The sequence below is a fragment of the Streptomyces sp. NPDC059866 genome, from assembly GCF_042731325.1.
GTDB classification, from domain to species: domain Bacteria; phylum Actinomycetota; class Actinomycetes; order Streptomycetales; family Streptomycetaceae; genus Streptomyces; species Streptomyces flavusporus.
Map to the genome: position 1 here is coordinate 1 of NZ_JBHWJT010000022.1, position 20,224 is coordinate 20,224.

General features: G+C 69.7%; 17 protein-coding genes and 1 pseudogene. 10 read left to right on the forward strand and 8 right to left on the reverse strand.

Going from position 1 to position 20,224, the window contains the following annotated elements:
* Positions 1 to 260 precede the first annotated feature (260 nt).
* Positions 261 to 842 carry a protoglobin domain-containing protein gene (locus ACFV7R_RS30555; protein ID WP_385269194.1) on the forward strand — a complete coding sequence of 194 codons (582 nt, stop codon included), beginning with the start codon at positions 261 to 263 and terminating at the stop codon, positions 840 to 842.
* A gap of 67 nt (positions 843 to 909) precedes the next feature.
* Here ACFV7R_RS30555 and ACFV7R_RS30560 read toward each other — a convergent pair whose 3' ends face one another.
* Positions 910 to 1,110, reverse strand: coding sequence for an Arc family DNA-binding protein (locus ACFV7R_RS30560; protein WP_385269436.1), 201 nt, complete (start codon positions 1,108 to 1,110; stop codon positions 910 to 912).
* Positions 1,111 to 1,138: 28 nt separating this feature from the next.
* Between ACFV7R_RS30560 and ACFV7R_RS30565 the strand changes: the two genes are divergently transcribed.
* Positions 1,139 to 2,428 (forward strand): RNA-guided endonuclease InsQ/TnpB family protein, encoded by a 1,290-nt coding sequence (locus ACFV7R_RS30565; protein ID WP_385269196.1) that lies wholly within the window; start codon positions 1,139 to 1,141, stop codon positions 2,426 to 2,428.
* Between the two features lie 415 nt (positions 2,429 to 2,843).
* Here the strand turns inward: ACFV7R_RS30565 and ACFV7R_RS30570 are convergent, their stop codons facing one another.
* Positions 2,844 to 3,527 (reverse strand): TetR/AcrR family transcriptional regulator, encoded by a 684-nt coding sequence (locus ACFV7R_RS30570; protein ID WP_385269198.1) that lies wholly within the window; start codon positions 3,525 to 3,527, stop codon positions 2,844 to 2,846.
* A 94-nt stretch (positions 3,528 to 3,621) separates the two neighbouring features.
* On the opposite strand from ACFV7R_RS30570, the gene ACFV7R_RS30575 reads away from it, so the two are divergent.
* Positions 3,622 to 4,338: an NAD(P)-dependent oxidoreductase gene (locus tag ACFV7R_RS30575; protein ID WP_385269200.1), complete on the forward strand. Its 717-nt coding sequence runs from the start codon at positions 3,622 to 3,624 to the stop codon at positions 4,336 to 4,338.
* Between the two features lie 309 nt (positions 4,339 to 4,647).
* Here ACFV7R_RS30575 and ACFV7R_RS30580 read toward each other — a convergent pair whose 3' ends face one another.
* Positions 4,648 to 5,436 (reverse strand): SDR family oxidoreductase, encoded by a 789-nt coding sequence (locus ACFV7R_RS30580; RefSeq protein ID WP_385269202.1) that lies wholly within the window; start codon positions 5,434 to 5,436, stop codon positions 4,648 to 4,650.
* Positions 5,437 to 5,829: 393 nt separating this feature from the next.
* Between ACFV7R_RS30580 and ACFV7R_RS30585 the strand changes: the two genes are divergently transcribed.
* From ACFV7R_RS30585 to ACFV7R_RS30595, 3 genes and pseudogenes are all read left to right on the forward strand, one after another.
* Positions 5,830 to 6,465 carry an NAD(P)-dependent oxidoreductase gene (locus ACFV7R_RS30585; protein ID WP_385269204.1) on the forward strand — a complete coding sequence of 212 codons (636 nt, stop codon included), beginning with the start codon at positions 5,830 to 5,832 and terminating at the stop codon, positions 6,463 to 6,465.
* A gap of 871 nt (positions 6,466 to 7,336) precedes the next feature.
* On the forward strand, positions 7,337 to 7,807 hold the full coding sequence (locus tag ACFV7R_RS30590) for an ester cyclase (protein WP_385269206.1): 471 nt from the start codon (positions 7,337 to 7,339) through the stop codon (positions 7,805 to 7,807).
* 493 nt (positions 7,808 to 8,300) lie between these two features.
* Positions 8,301 to 8,603: pseudogene (locus ACFV7R_RS30595) on the forward strand (transcriptional regulator); the annotation flags it as partial.
* A 208-nt stretch (positions 8,604 to 8,811) separates the two neighbouring features.
* On the opposite strand, the gene ACFV7R_RS30600 reads toward ACFV7R_RS30595, so the two are convergent.
* Entirely contained in the window at positions 8,812 to 9,807 is a 996-nt protein-coding gene (locus ACFV7R_RS30600; protein ID WP_385269208.1) for an alpha/beta hydrolase, read from the reverse strand.
* 76 nt (positions 9,808 to 9,883) lie between these two features.
* Complete coding sequence (locus ACFV7R_RS30605) at positions 9,884 to 10,201, reverse strand: putative quinol monooxygenase (RefSeq protein ID WP_385269438.1); 318 nt, start codon at positions 10,199 to 10,201, stop codon at positions 9,884 to 9,886.
* A gap of 143 nt (positions 10,202 to 10,344) precedes the next feature.
* Between ACFV7R_RS30605 and ACFV7R_RS30610 the strand changes: the two genes are divergently transcribed.
* The 4 genes from ACFV7R_RS30610 (at position 10,345) to ACFV7R_RS30625 (ending at position 14,433) form a co-directional block, all read left to right on the forward strand.
* Positions 10,345 to 11,250 carry an AraC family transcriptional regulator N-terminal domain-containing protein gene (locus ACFV7R_RS30610; protein WP_385269210.1) on the forward strand — a complete coding sequence of 302 codons (906 nt, stop codon included), beginning with the start codon at positions 10,345 to 10,347 and terminating at the stop codon, positions 11,248 to 11,250.
* A 155-nt stretch (positions 11,251 to 11,405) separates the two neighbouring features.
* Positions 11,406 to 12,155 carry an SDR family oxidoreductase gene (locus ACFV7R_RS30615; RefSeq protein ID WP_385269212.1) on the forward strand — a complete coding sequence of 250 codons (750 nt, stop codon included), beginning with the start codon at positions 11,406 to 11,408 and terminating at the stop codon, positions 12,153 to 12,155.
* A gap of 113 nt (positions 12,156 to 12,268) precedes the next feature.
* Positions 12,269 to 12,649: a hypothetical protein gene (locus ACFV7R_RS30620; RefSeq protein WP_385269214.1), complete on the forward strand. Its 381-nt coding sequence runs from the start codon at positions 12,269 to 12,271 to the stop codon at positions 12,647 to 12,649.
* A 431-nt stretch (positions 12,650 to 13,080) separates the two neighbouring features.
* Entirely contained in the window at positions 13,081 to 14,433 is a 1,353-nt protein-coding gene (locus ACFV7R_RS30625; RefSeq protein WP_385269216.1) for a M28 family peptidase, read from the forward strand.
* A 346-nt stretch (positions 14,434 to 14,779) separates the two neighbouring features.
* Here ACFV7R_RS30625 and ACFV7R_RS30630 read toward each other — a convergent pair whose 3' ends face one another.
* The 3 genes from ACFV7R_RS30630 to ACFV7R_RS30640 form a co-directional block, all read right to left on the reverse strand.
* The gene (locus ACFV7R_RS30630; protein ID WP_385269218.1) at positions 14,780 to 15,994 is read right to left on the reverse strand and encodes a DUF2235 domain-containing protein; all 1,215 of its coding nucleotides are present in this window, start codon (positions 15,992 to 15,994) and stop codon (positions 14,780 to 14,782) included.
* Positions 15,995 to 16,477: 483 nt separating this feature from the next.
* Entirely contained in the window at positions 16,478 to 17,104 is a 627-nt protein-coding gene (locus ACFV7R_RS30635) for a LysE family translocator (protein WP_385269220.1), read from the reverse strand.
* Positions 17,105 to 17,205: 101 nt separating this feature from the next.
* Positions 17,206 to 20,199 (reverse strand): glycosyl hydrolase, encoded by a 2,994-nt coding sequence (locus ACFV7R_RS30640; RefSeq protein WP_385269222.1) that lies wholly within the window; start codon positions 20,197 to 20,199, stop codon positions 17,206 to 17,208.
* Between the last annotated feature and the right edge of the window lie 25 nt (positions 20,200 to 20,224).

The following is a 20,224-nucleotide window of genomic DNA, read 5'->3' on the forward strand; positions in this document are numbered from 1 at the left end:
CACACCATCGGCCGACCTCCGCGAAGGCCCGGGCACCCACTCATCCACGCCAGAACACACTCGTGCGCAGCTACACGACAGCAGTTCACAACCCCTGGCTGTGGTCGGTGACGCCGGCTGACGAGTGCGCAAAGACCACCGCGACCGTTTCGCGGCCTGGCGGGAATGCGCTCACGACTCGACACGCTACGGCGTCCGTTGTCTGCTTTCGGTCGTTATGTCGCCTTCAATGGTGATGACCATGGATGAGGAGAGGGTGCATGAACACGCAGACCCCGGCCGGCTACACCTACGGCTCGACCCCGCCCAGCCCTGTCACCAGGGACGACCTGGCCAAGCTGGAGGCGAGTGTCCTGTTCACCGCCGAGGACGAGCAGGCGCTGCGCATGGCGGGCGACGTGCTGGAGGACCAGGTCGAGGACGTCCTGGACGTCTGGTACGGATTCGTCGCCTCGCACCCCCACCTCGTCGCCTACTTCGCCACCCCGGACGGCACGGTCCTGGACGACTACCTGACGCGGGTCCGCGGACGGTTCGGCCAGTGGATCATGGACACCTGCCGCCGCCCCCACGACGAGAACTGGCTCTCCTACGCCCACGAGATCGGCCTGCGCCACACGAAGGACAAGAAGAACCAAACCGACGCGGTGGACTCCGTACCCTATGTCCCCCTGCGCTACATGGTGGCGTTCATCTACCCGATCACCGCCACGATGCGCCAGTTCCTGGCGAATAAGGGGCACGCCGACGAGGCAGTGGAACGCATGCACCAGGCATGGTTCAAGTCGGTGACGCTGCAGACCGCCCTCTGGCTCCAGCCCTACGCGGCCGACCAGTGGTGAGACCGTGATCAGACGACGGCTGCCCCGCGTGGTTTCCACCTTGCTTTCGGGCAGGGTGCCTGGTCCTTCAGGGCCGGGGTGAATGCCCGCTGCCGCGTAGGGGGGCAGGGGCAGCCGGATCGCCGCCGGGGCGATCCGGCGTCTCACTCGACTCGACCGCGAGGCGCACGACGTGCACCAAGTAGGAGTTCAGGGAGCGATCCTGCGCGGCGGCGGTGGCTTTCGCCTTCTCGTACAGCTCATCGGGGATGCGGAACCTGTAGTTGATGACCTCATAGTGACCTTACATTGACCTCATGTCCAGGTTCCGGATGTACCCGACGCCGCAGCAGGAACAGCAGATGCTGCTGCACTGCGCGCACGCGCGGTACGTGTGGAACCTGGCCGTCGAGCAGCACTCACACTGGCGCAGGGGAAAACTGCCCGCCCCCGGCTTCGCCGAGCAGTGCCGGCAGCTCACCGAAGCCCGGCGCGAGAACGAATGGCTCGGCGCAGGGAATGCCGATGTCCAGCAGCAGGCATTGAAGGACTTCGCCAAGGCCAAGGCGGCCCGCTTCACCTCCGGGTTCGGTGAGCCGACCTGGCGCAAGAAGTACAAGCACGAGGGCTTTCGTGTCATCGGGGCCGACCGTGTTCCCGAGTGCGAGCCGGACGGGTCGCCGAAGCTCAACGTCAGGACCGGCAAGCAGGTCATGGGCCGGTCGGTGGCCGTGCAGAAACTCAACCGGCGCTGGGCGCAGGTCAAGGTGCCCGGCTGCGGCTGGGTGCGCTTCCGCCTCACCTGCGCCGGGCTGCCGAAGGCCAAGACCTTCCGCGTCACGTTCCGTAACAACCAGTGGCATGTCGCGTTCGCGGTCATCCCCGAGCCGGTCGAGGCCCCCGGCGCGGGTGAGGTCATCGGCATCGACCGAGGCGTGACGATCACTGCCGCTCTGTCGGACGGGTGGAAGTTGAACTGCCCGCCGCTCACAGTCAAGGAACGTGCGAAGATCCGCAAGCACGAGCGGCGGGCGGCACGGGCCAGGAAGGGCAGCTGCCGTAAGGCCGCCGAGTACGCAAAGGTCGCCAAGCTCAAGGCCCGGGAATCGGACCGGCGCAAGGACTGGTGCGAGAAGACCTCAACTATGCTCGCCCAGTCGTACGGCCTGATTCGGTTCGAAAAGCTGAACATCAAGAACATGACCCGCTCGGCCAAGGGGACGGTCGGGCAGCCGGGCAACAACGTCCGCGCCAAGGCCGGGCTGAACCGGGCCATCCTCGCCCAGGGCTGGGGCCTTCTCCGCCGCAGGACGGAGGAGAAAGCTCCCGGCCGGGTCGAAGACGTCCCCGCCCCGTACACCTCCCTGCGATGCAGCGCCTGCGGATGGATCGAGAAGAATTCGCGCAAGAGCCAAGCCGAGTTCGTCTGCGTATCCTGCGGCTTCACCTGCAACGCGGACGAGAACGCAGCAACCAACGTCGCGGCAGGACAGGGCGGGATCCCCCGCCCCCGGCGATCAGCCGGTGCCGGAGGGACGACACCGCCCACACAGCGGTCGAGCGTCCGTGAACCTCAACCCACCTGGGTTGGAATCCCCCTCTTTTAAGAGGGGGAGGATGTCAAGCCGTAGTGCAGCATGCCCCGTGGTCTTGACCGGGGTTCGACGACTCGGGTCGTGTGAGAGGTCACCGTAGGGTGGGCTCGTACCACGAGCTCCAACGAGTAGTCACTCGGGCACCGCTGTCCCGCGGCTGGATGAAGTAGGGCCGCCCGCCGCTCTCAGTGAAGGCCTTGTGGGCCGGGGTCCAGGAAGACATGACGATCCCGCTTTCGGACAGCCTGGTTGACGGCGGTATCGCAATGAACTTGTGCTGCTCCGGCGCACATGTGCTGCAGCCGCTGGTTGGTCGGTCTGCGCGCACGGACAGGCTCGGCCACCGCGCCTCCAGCGGTCGGATCGGACGTCATCTCACATCCGACCGCCACGACCACCGACCCGGCGAACCTGTGCGGTCACGGCATCAGGCGCTCGCGGTCTCGTCCGGGTGGAGGGCGTCGAGGATGAGGGTGAGGCCGAAGGTGAACTCGTCGGCGTAGTCGTAGCCGGGCTTGATGACGTGCTCGGTGGCCAGTTCGGTGAGGTGGGGGTAGGCGTCGGCGGGCATCTCGCGCAGGATGGCGCCGGCGACCTCGTCCAGTTCCGTCGCGCCTTTGAACGGCAGGCTGAGCTCCTGGAGTACGAAGCCGTACAGGTAGCTGTCGATCAGTGAGACGGCGTGCGCGGTCATCGGGACGGAGAATCCTCCGGCACGCAACGCTCCGATGACGGCGTCGTGGTGGCGCAGGGTCGCGGGGCCGGGCTGGGAGCGGGAGTCCATCAGGCCGATGGCCCAGGGATGGCGCCGGAGGGCGGCGCGGGCGGAGAGGGCGCGGTGCCGCATGGCACTTTTCCAGTCGGTGTCGCGCGGCGGAAGGTCGATCTCGCCGAACACCGCGTCCACCATGCCGTCGAGGATGTCCTCCCTGCCCGCGACGTGGTGGTAGAGCGACATCGCCTCGACTCCGAGCGGTTCGGCGATGGCCCGCATGGTGAGCGCGGCCGACCCTTTCTCGTCGGCCACCGCCACCGCCGTACGAATCACGCGCTCGCGACTGAGCGGGGTGCGCGCCGACGTCCCGCGCCGGCCCTTGCCTCCCTTGTGCATCCGCCCCTCCTTTTCGCTCCTATTGACTGCCTTACAGCATAAGGCTAGCTTGCCTTACAGTATAAGGTCAGTATGCCGGCGAAGGGGCTGCGCCATGGGCACGGATCGTGTGAAGAAGGTCTGCATCGTCGGGGCTTCGGGGAAGCTCGGGCAGTACATGGTCGGGCACGCACTGGAACGCGGCTACGAGGTGGTCGGCGTGTGCCGGGAGCGCAGCGTGCCGAAGCTGGCCGCGTTCGAAGGCCGCATGACCGTCGTCCCCGGACCCACGAACGACCCGGAGGTGATCCGGCGGGCGGTCGCCGGGTGCGACGGGGTGTTGACGGTGCTGGTGCCCTGGGGCGTGCAGCAGTACGCGTCGGGCACGGCGCAGGCAGTGCTCGACCACGCACGGCCGGGCGCGCGCCTGGTCTTCTCCTGCGGCTGGCACATCACGCGCGACGGAAAGGACAAGTACTCGCGGATGTTCACCATGGGCGTGCGGATCGCCGCCGTGCTGGGCAAGCTCGTCCGCGCCGTCGAGATCGACGACCAGGTGGAGGCGTGCCGACGGGTGTTCGCCAGCGACAGCCGGTGGACCGTGGTGCGCGGCAGCAGCCTGGAGGAGGGCGAGAGCCAGGGCCTGCCCGTCTGGAGCCGGCACGTGGGCGACCCGGTACTGGCCAGCAACCTGACGCGCCGGGTGGACTTCGCGCTGTTCATGGTGGAAGCGCTCACCGACGACACGCTCGTCCAACAGGCCCCGGCGATCGTCGGCTGCCGAACCCCCAGCGCCCTCGCCCACGCCGACGGACCCCACGACCACGACTAGCTGGGTGCTGGCCTGGAGGAGCGGTGAGTTGGTCGGCGAGCGTCCGGGCGGTGGCCTGGGACGACGCACGCAACCGAGCCGCCGGGCAGGCCGCGCTGCACGGCAGGCACGCCATGCCGCTGAGACGGCGCGAGCCCGTCCCAAGCGCTTGACGACGTCACCTTCTCGGCAGTGAACGGCCGAGCGACGGGTGTGTCGATGTTCCCCGGTGCTGTGGCCGGCGCGCGCTGCGAGTTGCGGATCAGCAGCGTGCTGCACGTCAACCCAAGGCTGCGGCCGGACACTGTTGTCCCGATCGGCTGCAGCGACTCAGTCCGGCCCACCCGGGGCGGTAGCGGGACCTCCCCGGCGGCCCTGTCGCTGCCTCGAGAGCCACTCCTCGAAGGTGGTCGGCGCGATGCGGGCGCCCTCGCCGGGCAGCAATACGTCACCGGCCGTCTCCGGGCCGAGCACCGACGACCACGTCGGCACGAGCTTGACCGCGTGGCCGCGCGCGTCGTTGGTACGCCGGGCCATGTCCACCAGGTCCTGCAGATCCGGGCCGGCGACGTCGCGGTAACGCCCCTGCGGTGGGCCCGTGGCGATCTCGGCGAGAACATCGGCCACGTCCTCGGGCGCGATCGGCTGTACGAGCAGCGGTGGGATCGTGGCGACGCCGTCCTGCTCGGTCCAGCCCGTCACCGTCGCGGCGAAGTCGTGGAACTGGGTGGCCGGAACGATCGTCCACGGCACCGGGCCCTCGGTCACGAGGCGCTCCTGCTCCCGCTTGCCGGCGTAGTGCGCGTTGCCTGCAACACGATCGACCCCAACGATCGAGAGCAGCACATGATGACGGACCCCTGCCCGCTTCTCGGCAGCGAGCAGGTTCTGGGTGGCGGTGCCGAAGTACGCCACTGCGGCGTCCCGGTCCGCCCCCGTGTAGCTGGTGGCATCGACGACGGCCTCGACGCCCGTCAGGGCGGCGTCGAGGCCGTCGCCGGTGGTCAGGTCCACGCCGAGCGAGCGGCTGATGCGAACGACGTCGTGTGCTGCCCGCTCCAGGGCGGCGACGGTGAGGGCCCCGATGTTCCCGGTCGCGCCGGCAACGGCGATTCGCATAGTGATTCCGCCCTTCTCTCGTTCCGCCTCCGGGTACATCTTGGACTAGACGGACATCGAGGGAACGCCCGCCGCGCCCCGGACAGTCATCGCCTTGGCGGGCAGCTGTCGTGGTGTCGGTGATGGTCCGGGCCCGGCGACTGGCTCGACGCCGTGGCGAAGGGTGTCCGAATGGACCAGGGCCGCTGGGCCCATCCGCCGAATGCCCCGCGTCGGTTTGAGTGGTGGACGGACACGGTACGGACAGCTCCACAGTTCAATGCAAGGACGCAACCCCTTGGACCTGAAGCTCGAAGTCGTCGTGCTGCCCGTCTCCGACACGGGCCGGACCAAGGCCTGCTAAGAGAAGCCGGGCTTCCGCCGGGACTTCGGCGCGTACAACAGGAGCTGGACATGAAGATCGTGTTGCTGGGCGCCACCGGCATGGTCGGCAGCCGTATCGCCGCCGAGGCCGTCGCCCGAGGCCACCAGGTGACGTGCGTCAGCCGCTCCGGTGAGGCTCCTGTCCCGGGCGTGGCCTCGACCGCCGCGGACGCGGCGGACACACCCCGGGTCGCCGCCCTTGCCGCCGGACACGACGCGGTCGCCTCCGCCCTGGTACCGCCGCGCGACGGCAGCGACCCGAGGGAGCCCTTCCTCGCCCTGAACCGAGCAGTGGTCGACGCCGTGCGCACTGCCAATGTCTCGCGGCTCGTCGTGGTCGGCGGTGCGGGCAGTCTGGAGGTGGCGCCCGGCGAGGCGCTGGTGGACCAGCCCGACTTCCCCGCCGACCTCCGCGGCGAAGCCCTCGCGCACCGCGACGTCCTCGCCTTCTACCGCACGGTCGGCGATCTCGACTGGACCTACGTGTCCCCGCCGGCCGAGATCGCCCCGGGCGAACGGACCGGCAACTTCCGCATCGGTGGCGACCAGCTGCTGAGCGACGCCGAGGGCCACAGCCGCATCAGCGCCGAGGACTACGCGGCCGCTTTCTTGGACGAACTCGAGAGCAGCGCACATCTGCGCACCCGGATCTCCGCTGCATACTGAGCCAGGCCGCCAGGGTTTCGGCAGAGCACGCGATCCGGCACGACGGAGCCCTCGCCCTTCCCATCAGTCCACGGCTGCTGCCTCTCCTGACATTTCAAGTTCGGAAACACCCCACGTATCCCTGCCGGGACGCCTTGCGGGCATGGAAATCGGGTTGGCGGCTGTCCGTCGACGTCGGAAGTGCCTTGGGGGCTGATCCCGCGAATCAGTCTGACGCCCGAGCCGGCCCGAGGGGCTGTGCACTGTTGCCGTGAGCACGCCGTGCAGAATCTCGTCGTCCCCCTCCCGCTCCACGGGCAGCCGCCGCCTATCAGCACGTTTGTGGGAGTGAGGTGGGACCGGAGTCGGAACCCGAAGAGATCGGCGAAGCCGAGGACTTGGTGGAACACGTGGCGGCGATCGACATCGCCGAGGCGTCGGGCATGGTCTCCATGCGCCTGCCGCTGGTCTGGCAGGTTCCCGTCGGCTCGGCATCCCTTGATACCGGCGGGTGGCTCTGTTCGCGAGAACGGACAGCACCGCTGAGGGGCCCGGAGTACCGGAGCACCGAGGCCGCTGCTCGCGCTCGTGCCGTATGCGGCAATTTGGCGTGCTGGTGCGGCCGCCGGCCCGGTGGTGTCCGCGTTGCGATCATGCCCCAAGGGAAGACTGTGCCTCCAGCCGGGCAGCCTGGACCGGCTGAGCCTGAGACCGGCTGGGCCAGGTTTGAGGGGCGAAGTGCCGTTGCTCAAGTCAAGACTGGAGACGTGCCGCCTGGAAGCCCCTCGGGCCGTGGTCGGTGCACTTCCCCGGGAAATGCCTGCTGGACGCCCTGGCGTCCCTGTCGGCCCTGGGTTTCTGCTGCAGTCCCCCGAAGTCGGTGAGGAACGACATGAACGACACCACGGTCCAGCGCAACATCGACACCGCCAAGCTGCTGCTCGAAGACGCGATGCCGAACGGCAACTTCGACCTCATCCGTTCGCTGGTCACCCCCGACGCTCCGATCCGCCGGGCCGGTTTCGCGGACCTGTACGCGGTCACCGGGGATGCGATCCCACAGGGGGGAAACTTCGTCGAGTGGCTCGAGGCGGGCTGGAAGGTGCTGTCCGGGGCGCTGACCGACCAGACTTCAGAAGCCCGCGACATCGTGGGCCACGGCGACACGGTCGTGCTCCAGTTCCACATGACAGCGCTGCACTCCGGCACGTTCGCCGGTGCCCCGGCCACGGGCAAGCGCGTGAAGTGGGACGAGATCGGCGTGCTGCACTTCGACGACGCGGGCAAGATCACCGACCTGTGGTTCGTGTGCCAGGAGCTGAGCCTCGCCGAGCAGATCGGCTACAAGGTGCAGCTCAGCTGAGGCCCCCCCGAAATGCACGGTCGGTCCACGCACCGATACAGCCTGCCGCTGCACCGTCCGTGCCTCGCTTACGTCGGGCCCAGTCGAACCCAGGACTGACTGGGCCGCCTTCGGGCCCGCGCACCCGCTCCTGGTGCATCACGCTGGAGGCATGGACCACAACGCCGAACTGGGAAACTTCCTCCGCTCCCGCCGCTCCCGGCTCCAGCCTGAGGAGGCGGGGCTGACCCCGGGCGCCGGCACACGCCGCGTACCCGGGCTGCGCCGCGAGGAGGTCGCGCAGCTCGCCGGCGTCAGCACGCACCGACTACTGCACCCGCCTCGAACAGGGCCGCCACCCGCACGTCTCCGAGGCCGTGCTCGACGCCGTCGCCAGTGCCCTGCGCCTCGACGACGTCGAGCGCGGCCAACCTGCGCGACCTCGCCCGCACCACCGGCGGCTCCCGTCAAAGCCGCGCCCATGCTGCTGCGCGTGCGACCCGCCGTCCATCAGATGCTCGATGTGCTCGGCGACGTCTCCCCGGTCCTGGTCGTCAACCACCGTCGCGACGTCCTGGCCACGAACCACCTCGCCCGGGTCCTGATCACAGACTTCGACGCGCTGCCGTACCGCGAGCGCAACCTGGCCCGCTTCATCCTGCTCGACCCGGCCGCCCGAGAGCTGTACCGCGACTGGGAGGACGTCGCCCAGGTCTTCGTCGCCAACCTGCGCCTGGCCGCCGGACGCCACCCCGACGACCGGCAGTTGAACGAGCTGATCGGCGAGTTCTGCGTCAAGGTGCCGCAGTTCAGCGCGTGGTGGGACAGCCACCGCGTTCAGCAGTGCGCCCACGGCGACCAGCGGTTCCAGCCCCCGTCGTCGGCACCCGCCGCTCCTGCGGGGCAGGGACGGGGGCGCCGGACGATGCAAAAGTCGGCCGACCACGGGTGGTTTGTGCTGTCGGACCGGATGGACGTTGCGCGTCCTGGTCCTGGAGCCTGCTGTCGGCAGGCCCACTTCATCATCAGGTCGTGGAGGCGTGGTGGCGTTGTGCGGTGGAGTTCGGGGACAGGAGGCGGGCGAGCCAGTCGGTGCGGGTGCGTCGGGCTGTGGCCGAGATGTGTGCCTGCGGGAACAGGGCGTCGAAGCCGTGGAAGCCGCCTGCCCAGACGTGGAGTTCGGCTTGGCCGCCGGCTGCCCAGATGCGGATGGCGTAGTCGGTGTCCTCGTCGCGGAAGACCTCGGCGGAGCCGGTGTCGATGTAGGTGGTCGGCAGGCCCGAGAGGTCGTCGGCCAGCGCAGGTGAGACGTACGCGGGTATCTCCTCTTCGGTGAGGTCGCCGAGGACGGCGCGCCATCCGAACTCGTTCATCTCGCCGGTCCAGACGCCGGGCACGCCGGAGTACTGGCGGCTGGAGGTGGTGGTGTTGCGGTGGTCGAGCATGGGGCAGACCAGCACCTGCGCGGCGATCGCCGGGGTGCCGAGATCGCGGGCCAGCAGGGTGACACCGGCGGCGAGGCCGCCGCCCGCACTGGCGCCCGCGACGACGATCCGGCTGGGGTCGACACCCAGTTCGGTGGCGTGTTCGGCGACCCAGAGCAGTCCCTGGTAGCAGTCGTCGACCAGGGTGGTGCCGGTGGCCTCGGGGGCGAGTCGGTAGTCCACGGTGACCACGACCGCGCCGAACTGGTCGAGCCACTCCAGCGGGATGTCGAGCTGCGAGAAGCGGTCGCCCATGACCATCCCGCCGCCGTGGATCCAGTAGATGCAGGGTGCGGCGGGGGTGGTGCGATCGGTGTGCGCGGGGCTGAAGACCGACAGGGGGATCTGGGCACCGTCCTTGGCGGGCACGGTGATCTCGCGCTGGTCGATCTGCCGGTGTGCGAGGAGGGACTCGATGGGGGTCGAGGGGAATTGGCGCAGTTGCGCGAGGACTTCCGGGTTGAGCCGGGACATGAGGGGCATGTCGGCCAGGAGTTCATGCAGTTCGGGGTCGATGGCGGGTCGTGCCGTGGTCATGGCGTTGCCTTTCGTGGGATGGTGCCGGACGGTCAGGAGAGAAATGCAGGCCGCTTCTGTAGCGGCCGGCCGGGGCTCAGAAGTCGGCCTTGCCGCGTACCGGGACGTAGTCGGTGTACTCGGGCTCCTTGGCCAGCAGCTCGTCGATCCGGGCCACGATGGCCTGGGCTGCCTCGCCCGCGAAGATGCGGTGGTGGTCCTCCTCGCTGGTCCAGCCCTCGGTGACATGGACGACGTCGGGGTCGGACGCGGAACGGGAGACGAGGTAGACGACGCAGTGTTCGCTCGCGCCGGGGCTGCCCTCGTTCAGGCCGGTCAGCAGCAGGTCGACCAGCCGGTCGCCCATATGCGGCTTGGCGGTCAGGGCGGCGTTGAAGCCGTAGTTGGCGATCATGGCTTCCTTCTTCTCGGTGAGGGAGTGAGGTGACTCCATTCAACCGAGCTGACCTGCGGAAACGTTAGAACGATGCTCGCTCGCCCTTGCACGATCCTCGCGGGGGTGGGAGCGATGGCGCGGAACGGTGCTGCAATGGACGCATGTACCTCGAAGAGCTCCGCACGCTGCTGGCCCGGCATGCCCGTCCCGACTGGACCACCGCCATCGACGGCGTACTCATCTCGAAGGTCGACCGGGCTGATCCGCCGGCGCCCTCCATGTCCGGGACGGTGCTCGCGGTCATCGCCCAGGGCGCCAAACGCCTCGCGCTGGGCGACCGGGTCTACGAGTACGGCCCCGGGCAGTACCTGGTCGCGTCCGTCGACCTGCCCGTCACGGGGCAGTTCACCCAGGTCGAACCTGATCATCCGGCCCTCGGCTTCGGTCTCACGCTGGAACCCTCCGCCGTCGCCGAGTTGCTGTTGCAGGCCGGGCCCGGAGACATCCCCCGTGGCGGCGGAGGCGTTCCGTCGGGGATCGCCGTCAGCGACGCTTCATCCGCGCTGCTCGATGCGGTGGTCCGGCTGCTGCGCCTACTCGACGAACCCCGCGACCGGGCCGTACTGGCACCGCTGGTCAAACGCGAGATCCTGTGGCGCCTGATCACCGGCGAGCAGGGGGCGACGGTTCGCCAACTCGGCCTGGCCGACAGCGGCCTGAGCCATGTGTCCCGGGCCGTGCGCTGGATCCGCGAGAACTATGCGGAGCCCTTCCGGGTGGAGGACGTGGCGCGGATGTCCGGCATGAGTGTCTCCGCGTTCTACCGCAACTTCCAGGCGGTGACCGCGATGAGCCCCATCCAGTTCCAGAAGCAGATCCGGCTGCAGGAGGCCCGCCTGCTGCTCGCCACCCACCCGGGCGACGTCACCGGGGTCGGCCGGCGCGTCGGCTACGACAACCCGTCACAGTTCAGCAGGGAGTACCGCCGCCAGTTCGGCGCGCCCCCGAGCCTGGACGCGGCCCGCCTGCGGAAAACCGTACGCACCCCCGTGGGCGTTCTGCCCTGAGCGGACTGGCCAAGCAGGAGGATCGTGCAAGGGGAAGCGAGGATAGTTCTACTGTTTCCGCAGGTCAGAGCGATTCAATGGGATCACCGGTTCTCCCGTGGAGCAGGAAAATGCCTGTCCATCCGCGGATCCCACCACATCGCAAAGGTCACAGCATGAAGACAGTTCTGATCACTGGCAGCTCCTCCGGATACGGGCGGGAGACCGCCCTCCACTTCCACTCGCAGGGGTGGAACGTCATCGCCACGATGCGCACCCCGCGTCCGGGCGTCCTTCCCGAGTCGGACCGGCTCCGCGTCGTCGAGCTCGACGTGACCGAGCCCGAGAGCATCGCCGCCGCGTTCGAGGCGGCCGGGCCCATCGACGTCCTGGTCAACAACGCGGGCGTCCCGTCGATCAGCGTGTTCGAGGGCACCCCCATGGCGCACGTGCGGGAGGTTTTCGAGACCAACACGTTCGGCGTGATGGCGACGACCCAGGCGGTGCTGCCCCAGTTCCGCGAGCGCGGCTCCGGCGTGGTGGTCAACGTGACCTCCAGCGTGGTGCTGGGCCACATGCCGCTCTCGGCCATCTACAAGGCGAGCAAGATGGCCGTCGAGGGGTTCACCGCATCCCTTGCGCTCGAGCTCGCACCCTTCGGTGTGCAGGCGAAGACGGTCGAGCCGGGCGCCTGCCTGACGACGAACTTCGGGGCCAAGGCGACGAACGGCGCCTCGCCGGACGAGCTGGTCCCGACGCCCTACGCGGCCTTCGCGAAGAAGACCATGGACGGCTTCATGGCACAGGACGTGTTCACCAAGGAGAGCGACGTCGCCGAGACGGTGTGGCGAGCCGTGCACGACACGACCGGCCAGCTGCGGTTCCCGGCCGGCCCCGACGCGGTCTGGCTCGCCCAGGCGAAGTGACCGACCAGCAGGCATGGTGACGCCGTACTGATGCCACGAGCCGGCCCCGATGCACACGCACGGGGCCGGCTCGCTGTTCAGCGCCCACAGGACGAAGGGGAACCCTTCTCGGCATGTCAATACAACAGCCACGAACGAGGGGCAGAACCCGCGGTATCGACCCGCGTCCCGTCGTCCCCCGCGCCCTGCCCGCGTCCGCGACGGTCCGCTGTGCTTCCCCCGGCACACCCTGGGCGGCGCCAAGGGTCCGCGCCGCCCTGCTCGATCTCGTAGTCCGCGCCGGGCGGCTGCTGCGCCGCCCCGACCAGGTGGCTCGCTCGCTGACCCGCACGCTGAAGTTCGCCGGCAACTGCAGCTGGGAGAAGACGCGCCGCCTGGTGGAGCCGTCCGCACACGATGAGGATCTGCGCATCCTGGCCTGCCAACTGATGGACGCCACCGATCCACAGCGCGGCCGTGCGGGACCGGCCGCGGCACCGTGCCGGCCTCGGTGAAGGTCTCGTGCGCCCGGTGCAGCACTTGTCCGCGCTCGGCAGGGTCGGCCCGACGTGGCCTGTCACAGGGCGATGCGCTGGGGAATCGCCGCTCAGGGGAGGAGGAAGGGGCCGTGCCCGCTGCGCGGCGTCGCCGAACCATCCGGGAGACCGACGGCAGGCCCCACTCCGACCGCCGACGACCAGGACCGCCTTCCGGCCCGGGTGTCGGCGCGGTCGGTCTGCCCGCGCCCGTTGCCTCGCGCCATCGCCGGGGGACCGGTTTCCGGTCCAGGTGTCCGCTGAACGGACGGCCGTGACCGGATATCACCCTTGACGGGATGTCAACACCTGACTGAACATCAGGCGCACACAGCACCCGCACAGCTCTGGCACCACCGATCCAGGCATCGCTCGACTCCCCACATCGACGAGAAAGTGCGGCTCCCCACATGACGCATCCGAGATCCAGCCTGCCCAGGACCACCTCCAGACGTACGGCCGCCGTGGCCCTCGTGGCCGCGGCGGGTCTGCTCGCCGCCTCGCCCGCCTCCTCGGCCACGCCCGACCGGACCCGGGCGGCCGCCGCCGGCGCCGGGACCCTGGCGCCACCCGACATCCCGATCAGCAACGTCAAAGCGCACCTCACGCAGTTCCAGTCGATCGCCACCGCCAACGGCGGCAACCGGGCTCACGGCCGTACCGGCTACAAGGCCTCGATCGACTACGTGAAGGCCAAACTCGACGCGGCCGGATTCACCACCAGCGTCCAGCAGTTCACCTACTCCGGCAGCACCGGGTACAACCTGATCGCCGACTGGCCCGGCGGGGACCCGAACCAGGTCCTCATGGCCGGCGCGCACCTCGACTCGGTCTCCTCCGGCGCCGGGATCAACGACAACGCATCCGGCTCCGCGGCCGTACTCGAGACGGCCCTCGCCGTCTCCCGCGCCCAGCTCCAGCCCACGAAGCACCTGCGGTTCGCCTGGTGGGGCGCCGAGGAACTGGGACTGGTCGGCAGCAGGTACTACGTGAACAACCTGACGGCCGACGACCGCGCCAGAGTTTCGGGGTACATCAACCTCGACATGGTCGGCTCCCCGAACCCGGGTTACTTCGTCTACGACGACGATCCGGCGATCGAGAAGGTCTTCAAGGACTGGTACGCGGGCATCGGCGTACCGACCGAGATAGAGACGGAAGGTGACGGCCGCTCCGACCACGCGTCCTTCAAGAACGTCGGCATACCGGTCGGCGGCCTGTTCACCGGCGCCAGCCGTACGAAGACGGCGGCGCAGGCCGCCAAATGGGGCGGTACCTCCGGCCAGGCGTTCGACCGGTGCTACCACTCCTCCTGCGACACGAGCACGAACATCAGCGACACCGCGCTCGACCGCAACAGCGACGCTCTCGCCCACGCGATCTGGACGCTGGGGACGACGGAGCCGCTGCCGCCCGGCGAGTCGTACGAGAACACCACCGACGTCGCCATCCCGGACAACGCGGCTGCGGTGACCTCGGCCCTCACCGTCTCCGGCCGCACGGGAAACGCGCCGACGGCGCTCCGGGTCGGGGTGGACATCAAGCACACCTGGCGCGGTGACCTGGTCGTCGACCTGCTGGCGCCGGACGGCACGGCCTACCGGCTGAAGAACTCCAGCAGCTCGGACTCCGCGGACAACGTCATCACCGCATACACCGTCGACGCGTCCACCGAGACGGCGAACGGCGCCTGGCGGTTGCGCGTGCAGGACGTCGCCTCGCAGGACACGGGCTACATCGACAGCTGGAACCTGACCTTCTGACCGATCGGCTGCGTGTGCCGGGTACCGCCGGCACACGCAGCCGAGGTGGCCCTGAGGCCGCGACTTCGGGGCCTGGTCGGCTTCGGGCCGGTTGGACCTGGCGGAAAACCGCGATCGGCGCGCATGGGTCGCCGAGGCCTTTGGCGCGGTCTCGTGGCCAAGCGGACAGCTCCGAAGCGGGGTCGGCTGGAGACTGAGTGCTGTGGCCTGGGGCGGTGACTACTCATTCCAGGGAGGGGGAGTTGCCATCTCGGATGGCTCACGTATGGCATGGCGCCCTCGAAAATTGTCGGGTACCCACGCCCACGTACAGTCAGGTTTGGCCAGGCTCTTCGGGATCGCAGTGTCACGTGGCTCGGTCGAGGCTGTCCGGCGCACCGACCGTCGTCCCCGGGCCGGCGCGGCCCGACGAGCCGGACGCCACGGGCAGGCCCGCGTCGAGGCCCGGCAGCAGTACCGGCTCCATTCGGACCCGTCCCTGATCGGCGAGATACCGCTCGAGCTCCGGCGGCCGGTAGCCCGCGTCCCCGTCGTAGCGTTCTTTGGCCGGCACGGCCAGGAACTCGCTCCCGTCGAGCCGGCCCTCGTCGTCCGCCGCCCGTCCGAGGGGCCGGTGCAGCGGCTTGGCCAGTCGGTACAGCGCCGTCCGCGAGGGGTGCAGCTTGCCCAGGGCGTCCGGCCGCACACGGAAGTCGATGCTCTCGTCCGGCTTCATCTCACTCGGCCCGGCCGCGCTGAGCGCCTCGGCGTCGAACTCCAGCCCGTATCTGCGGGCCTGGTCCACCATCCACAGCAGGGTGATGTCGGACAGCCCCGTCTCCTTGTAGCCACCACCGACATCGCAGTGCGACCCGGCGAACCACACCTGCTTCAGCTCCTGGCCCTGCGCGGCGGCGCCGGGCTGCTGGTGCCACAGCGTTGGCCGGAACGCCGAGCGTTGCTCGTCGATGGCCAGCGCGTGGAAGGCCCCCATGACCCAGCTGCTCAGCTGGGTGTCGTGGAACGCCCAGCGGCGGTTGAACCGGTTCACGACCGGCTCGAGCCACCCGGGACCCGGAACCGGGATGCCCAGGGCACCCACCGTGTCCCACACGCCGATGAAGTGGATCTCTGTCTCGTGCGCGTACGAGCGGCGGAACAACGTGGAGGCCGCGCCGCTCGGCTTCTCGATCCGGTCGCGGTAGAGGGCCCACGCCTCCTTGACCCGGTCGGCGTGGTTCCGGCGCAGGATGCCGCAGTTGCGTACCAGGCCAGCCAGGCTGCGGGCCGTGAACGCGCCCCGGCTGAAACCGAAGAGGAACAGCTCGTCGTCGGGCTCGTACGTCTCGACGAGGAAGCGGTAGGCGTCGATGACGTTCCGGGACAGGCCCACGCCGAACGCGCCGCCGCGCAGGCGCTCCCACCGGTGGGTACCGACGCCCCTGTGGTAGTAGACACGCTGGTCCTTCCCGGCAGCGGACCCCGGGCGTACGGACAGAGCGACCTTGGTGACGTTGGTCTTGCTCGGCTGGTCGGCGAAGTTCCACGTTCCGTCGCAGCAGACGACCAGACGCTTGGCCATGACCATCCCTCCTCGCGAGAATGAAGGGCCGGTCTCGTCCCTCTCCGCGAGTCCGGAACACCCTGCCGCCGGCTGTCAGTCAGGTTTCCGTGAGGGAGGAGCATCCGCAGAGCCCGCGCGTGGTGAACGACGCCGCGTGAGTACCTTGTCCCGGTCCGCCCGCCGAGATGTGCCGTCCAACAGACACGAGTCCAATATTTGCACCGCTCCGCGGACCTCGCCATACGACGGTTGCGAGGGCCTCGGAGACGGTGCGGGGCCGAACGGGGGCGGGCGGGTGAGCGGGCGTGGCGGGGCGGTGGTCGTCAGGCGACGGCCATGAACAGGTCGGTCCGCTCGCCCAGTCGGCTGAGCGAGACTTTGCCGGGGATGCCATTGGCGTCGGCGTCTTCATTGGTGTGTGGTGCTGGTGGGCCGGGGGCCCGGCTCAGGGATTCGAGCAGGGCTCGCGATCGTGCTGAGCACAGCGCCAACCGGCGGAGTCTACCTGGCCGTTGCGGTTCGAACACCCAGGACGATCAACGCAGCTCCTGCCAGCCGACTCATCCCACGCCGGAACTGAGGGGTGTCGACCGCCCTGCGCGCCGCAGCGACCACCGACGTCCAGAACAGCAGCCAGACGAGGACGACAGCCATATGCGCGACCGCAAGCGCCGCGATCTGCGGTGCGAGCGGGCGGCCGGGGGCGAGGAACTGCGGGACGAGCGTGAGATAGACCGACGAGGCTTTCGGATTGAGGACGTTGGACCACAGACCCTGCCCGAATCCCCCGAGCCGGGCCCACGGCAAGCGCCATCGCACCCGGCCCGTCGGCTCGGGGCTGTGCTGCGCCGAGCGCCATGTGGTGATGCCCAACCAGATGAGATAGACAGCACCGAGAATCTTCACCACCGTCAATGCCCGGGCCGACGCCATGACCAAGGCCGACAGGCCAACCGCGGCGAACGCCGCGTGCACCAGCAACCCGCACACCGAGCCGAACGCGACGAGCACGCCATCACACCGCGAACCAGCGATCACCCTTTGAGTGACGAGGGTGAAGCTGGTCCCTGGGATCAACGTGAGAGGCGTGACCGCGAGCACGAATCCGAGCACTTGCTGCCACTGCACACCATGAGCCTAGACAACAATCCGCAGGCAGAGCGAACCTGAGAGGACGGGAAAGCGCACCCCGAGGCACGCGTCGCGCTTACGGGGCCCGAACGCCCAGGTCAGATCAGCGGTGCGCGGCCGTACGGTGCCAGACGTACCGGGCCCACCAGCCCGTAGTTCTGGCGTTTCGCCACGCCGAAGACCGACGCGTTCGCCACCCGCAGGCGGTTCAGGAGCGTGGTCGCCACCTCCACCTCCACGGTGTTGGCGCCCCGCCGCAGGTACGGGCCCACATCGACCCGCGGCGTCAACTGGTCCGCCGGAGGCAGCCGGTGGCCGTTGACGGTGACGCGGAAGGTGTCGAAGACCTCTCCCAGGTCGAGGTACGCCCCGTATCCGCCCGTCCACGGTGCGCGCAGGTGCACGGTGGTGCGGTAGCGGCCGATGCCCGAGACGTCCTCCAGGCCCGGGACCGAGGGCCACGGGGCCAGGGCGTCGAGGACGAACTCGCGGCGCGGCTTCAGGGTCTGGGAGGGGCGAGCGCCCGGTTGCCAGTCCTCGACCGTCAGGGACCACCGCGTCAGCGGCATCGGCTCGGGCAGCCCGTCCAGGACGGTCTCGACGGTCCGGCCGTCGTGGAGGGTCGTACGGTACGTGCCCGGTCGGACGTCGCGGACCTCCAGACGGCCGCCCGCGCCCCGGAGCACCTGCGCCGCCTCGCTGTCGGCGGCGGACACGTACGGGTGGTCGGCCCATGCGCCCGGCCGGACCAGGGCGACGATCGCGGTCGCGCCCGGCTCCAGGGTGACGCGCAGCCGGATCCGCCCGTCCTCCGTACGGGAGTACAAGGGGAGTGGTTCCACGGCGCCGGTCCAGGCGTCGAGGCGGTAGGGCACCGCGTCCCGCCGGCGCGTCGTGAGGGTGACGTCGTGGTCGACCCGGGCGTTGGCCGCGCCCTTGGTCACCGAGTCGGCGGCGAAGAAGAAGTAGTCGGCGTCCTCGTCGGCGCGATGGGCGTGGACCAGCCATGAGCGCTGGGCGTACTCCACGTCGCGCCGCAGGCCCAGCGCCGTGATGGCCTCCGGCACGTACGGCCGGTCCGGCACGACGCGGACCTTCGGCAGGGTCAGCAGCTCGGCGAGCAGCACGCGCAGCCGTTCGTTGTCGCCGGGACCGGCGAGGCCCGGGACGCGGGCGTCCGACCAGTCGCCGATGACGATGAGCGGCAGGCCGGCCTTCGCGTAGCCGATGAGCTTCTCGGCGACGTCGATCTGCATCGTGCGGTCCTTGCCGCTCAACACGTCGCCCTCGATGACGAGTGCCTTGAACGCCGGGCCCTGCGGGGCGAGCCGCCCGTCGAGCACCTTCGCGGACGGCAGGTCGAGCAGCCGCGGGCTGAGGAAGAGGTGCGTCCAGCCCACGGGCACGCCTTCCGCGGTGAACCACGGTGCCCCGAGGCCGGTTCCGGCAGGGCCCTTCTGCCGCAGGATGCCGATGTCGGCCTTGTTGACGCCGGTCTGGAGGATCAGCTGGGTACGGCTCAAGTACCCGGCGATGTCGGGTACATGGCCCCAGGTCGGCTGCCGCGGTCCCCACGCCTCGCCGTACCCGCCGCCGCCGTTGTACGGCGAGAACGCGGCGAATCCCGGCCAGGCCGCACCGGGCGCCTCGGCGTAGGCGAAGCCGTGGAAGACGGCCTGGTTGACCCCGGCCGCGTACTGCGTGACGAGCTTGCGCAGCGTGGCGTCCCAGGTCGTGGCGTAGGCGCCGCCCGCGGTTGCGCCCGCCTCGTTGGAGAGGACGCGCTTGCCGCCCATGTCCCGGCCGCCGGCCAGGCAGCGGAAGTCGTCGGGGTTCTTGAAGCCGAGCGACTCGCCCTCGGAGACGTCGAGCACGGCGGCCGACCAGACGGAGTCGGTGCCCGGGCCGTACGGCTGGACGCGCAGCCGGAGGCCGAGCCGGTGGGCCCACTCCTGGAAGGGCTTCAGGTGGTACTCGACGTACAGCTCGGTGAGGACCTCGATGACATCGCGGCGGACCGCCTTGTCGATCTCCGGGCCGAAGGCGTGCACCGGGTCCTCGTCGCGCTCGACGACGGTCGCGAGGTACGGCAGCAGGGAGTAGCCCATGCGCTTCTCGAACTCGGCCGGCAGGGCGGGTGTCCACATCGTCTCGTCCGTCTCGAGCTCGATGGAGTCCTCGAAGAGGGCGCCGCCCGTCTCGCGCAGCAGTTTGCGGGTGCTCGGCGGGAGGAGGTGCCGCTCCCAGAAGTCGATGGCGGCGCGGGTGCCTTCGGCACTGAAGTGGTCGATGACGTAGGAGAGCGGGTCGGTGTGGTGCGGCCCCTCGGGGCGCTGGCCGGATCCGCGTTCCCAGTAGGCGATGACGAGCCAGGCGCCGCCGTCGTCGGGAGCCGTCCAGCGGAGCTCGCCGTCGGCGACGGCGCCGGTGATGTCGGTGACCGTGGTCTGGTCCAGCAGTACGGGCCGGGCGGCGGCGTCGGTGATCCGGATTGCCTGGACCAGCTTCAGCTCCTGCTTCGTGACGCCTTCGGCGGGCGGGGTGCCGGGTGCCGGGGGCGCGCCGGTCCAGCTCTGGCCCGCGGCGAGCGTGACGGTGCCGTGCGCGAGCTCCTTGACGGCGGCCGGGCTGTCGGGAGTGAGGGAGGGGACGGAGTTCGGCCACGCGGGTCCCAGCGTCAGGTCGACGGTGATGTCCCGCTTCTTCGCCTGCCGCAGGGCCGCCTCGACCGCTCCGACCCAGGCGGGGGTTCCCCAGCCGTAGCGGACCGGGTCGATCGTCTCGCCGCCCCGCATGCTGTGGGTGACGGCGGCGATTTCGACACCGCCGAAGCCGGCGGCAGCGATCTGGTCGATCTCGCCGGCGATCTCGTCGGTGTCCACCAGGGCGTCGGGCCACCACCAGCGGAACTTCGGGCGCACGGCGGAGCCGGGGGCGGCGAAGGCGCGCGGCACGGCACCCCGTCCGCCCGGCGAGGGGGCGTGCCCGGCGGACGGTGCCGCGTCCGCGTCCGCGGCCGTGCCCCAGGACAGGGCCATCGCCGCACCGGCCGCGGCCCCCATCTTCAGCAGCGCTCTCCGCCGCAGGCTCATGCCCGCCCCCTCGCTGTGCACTGTT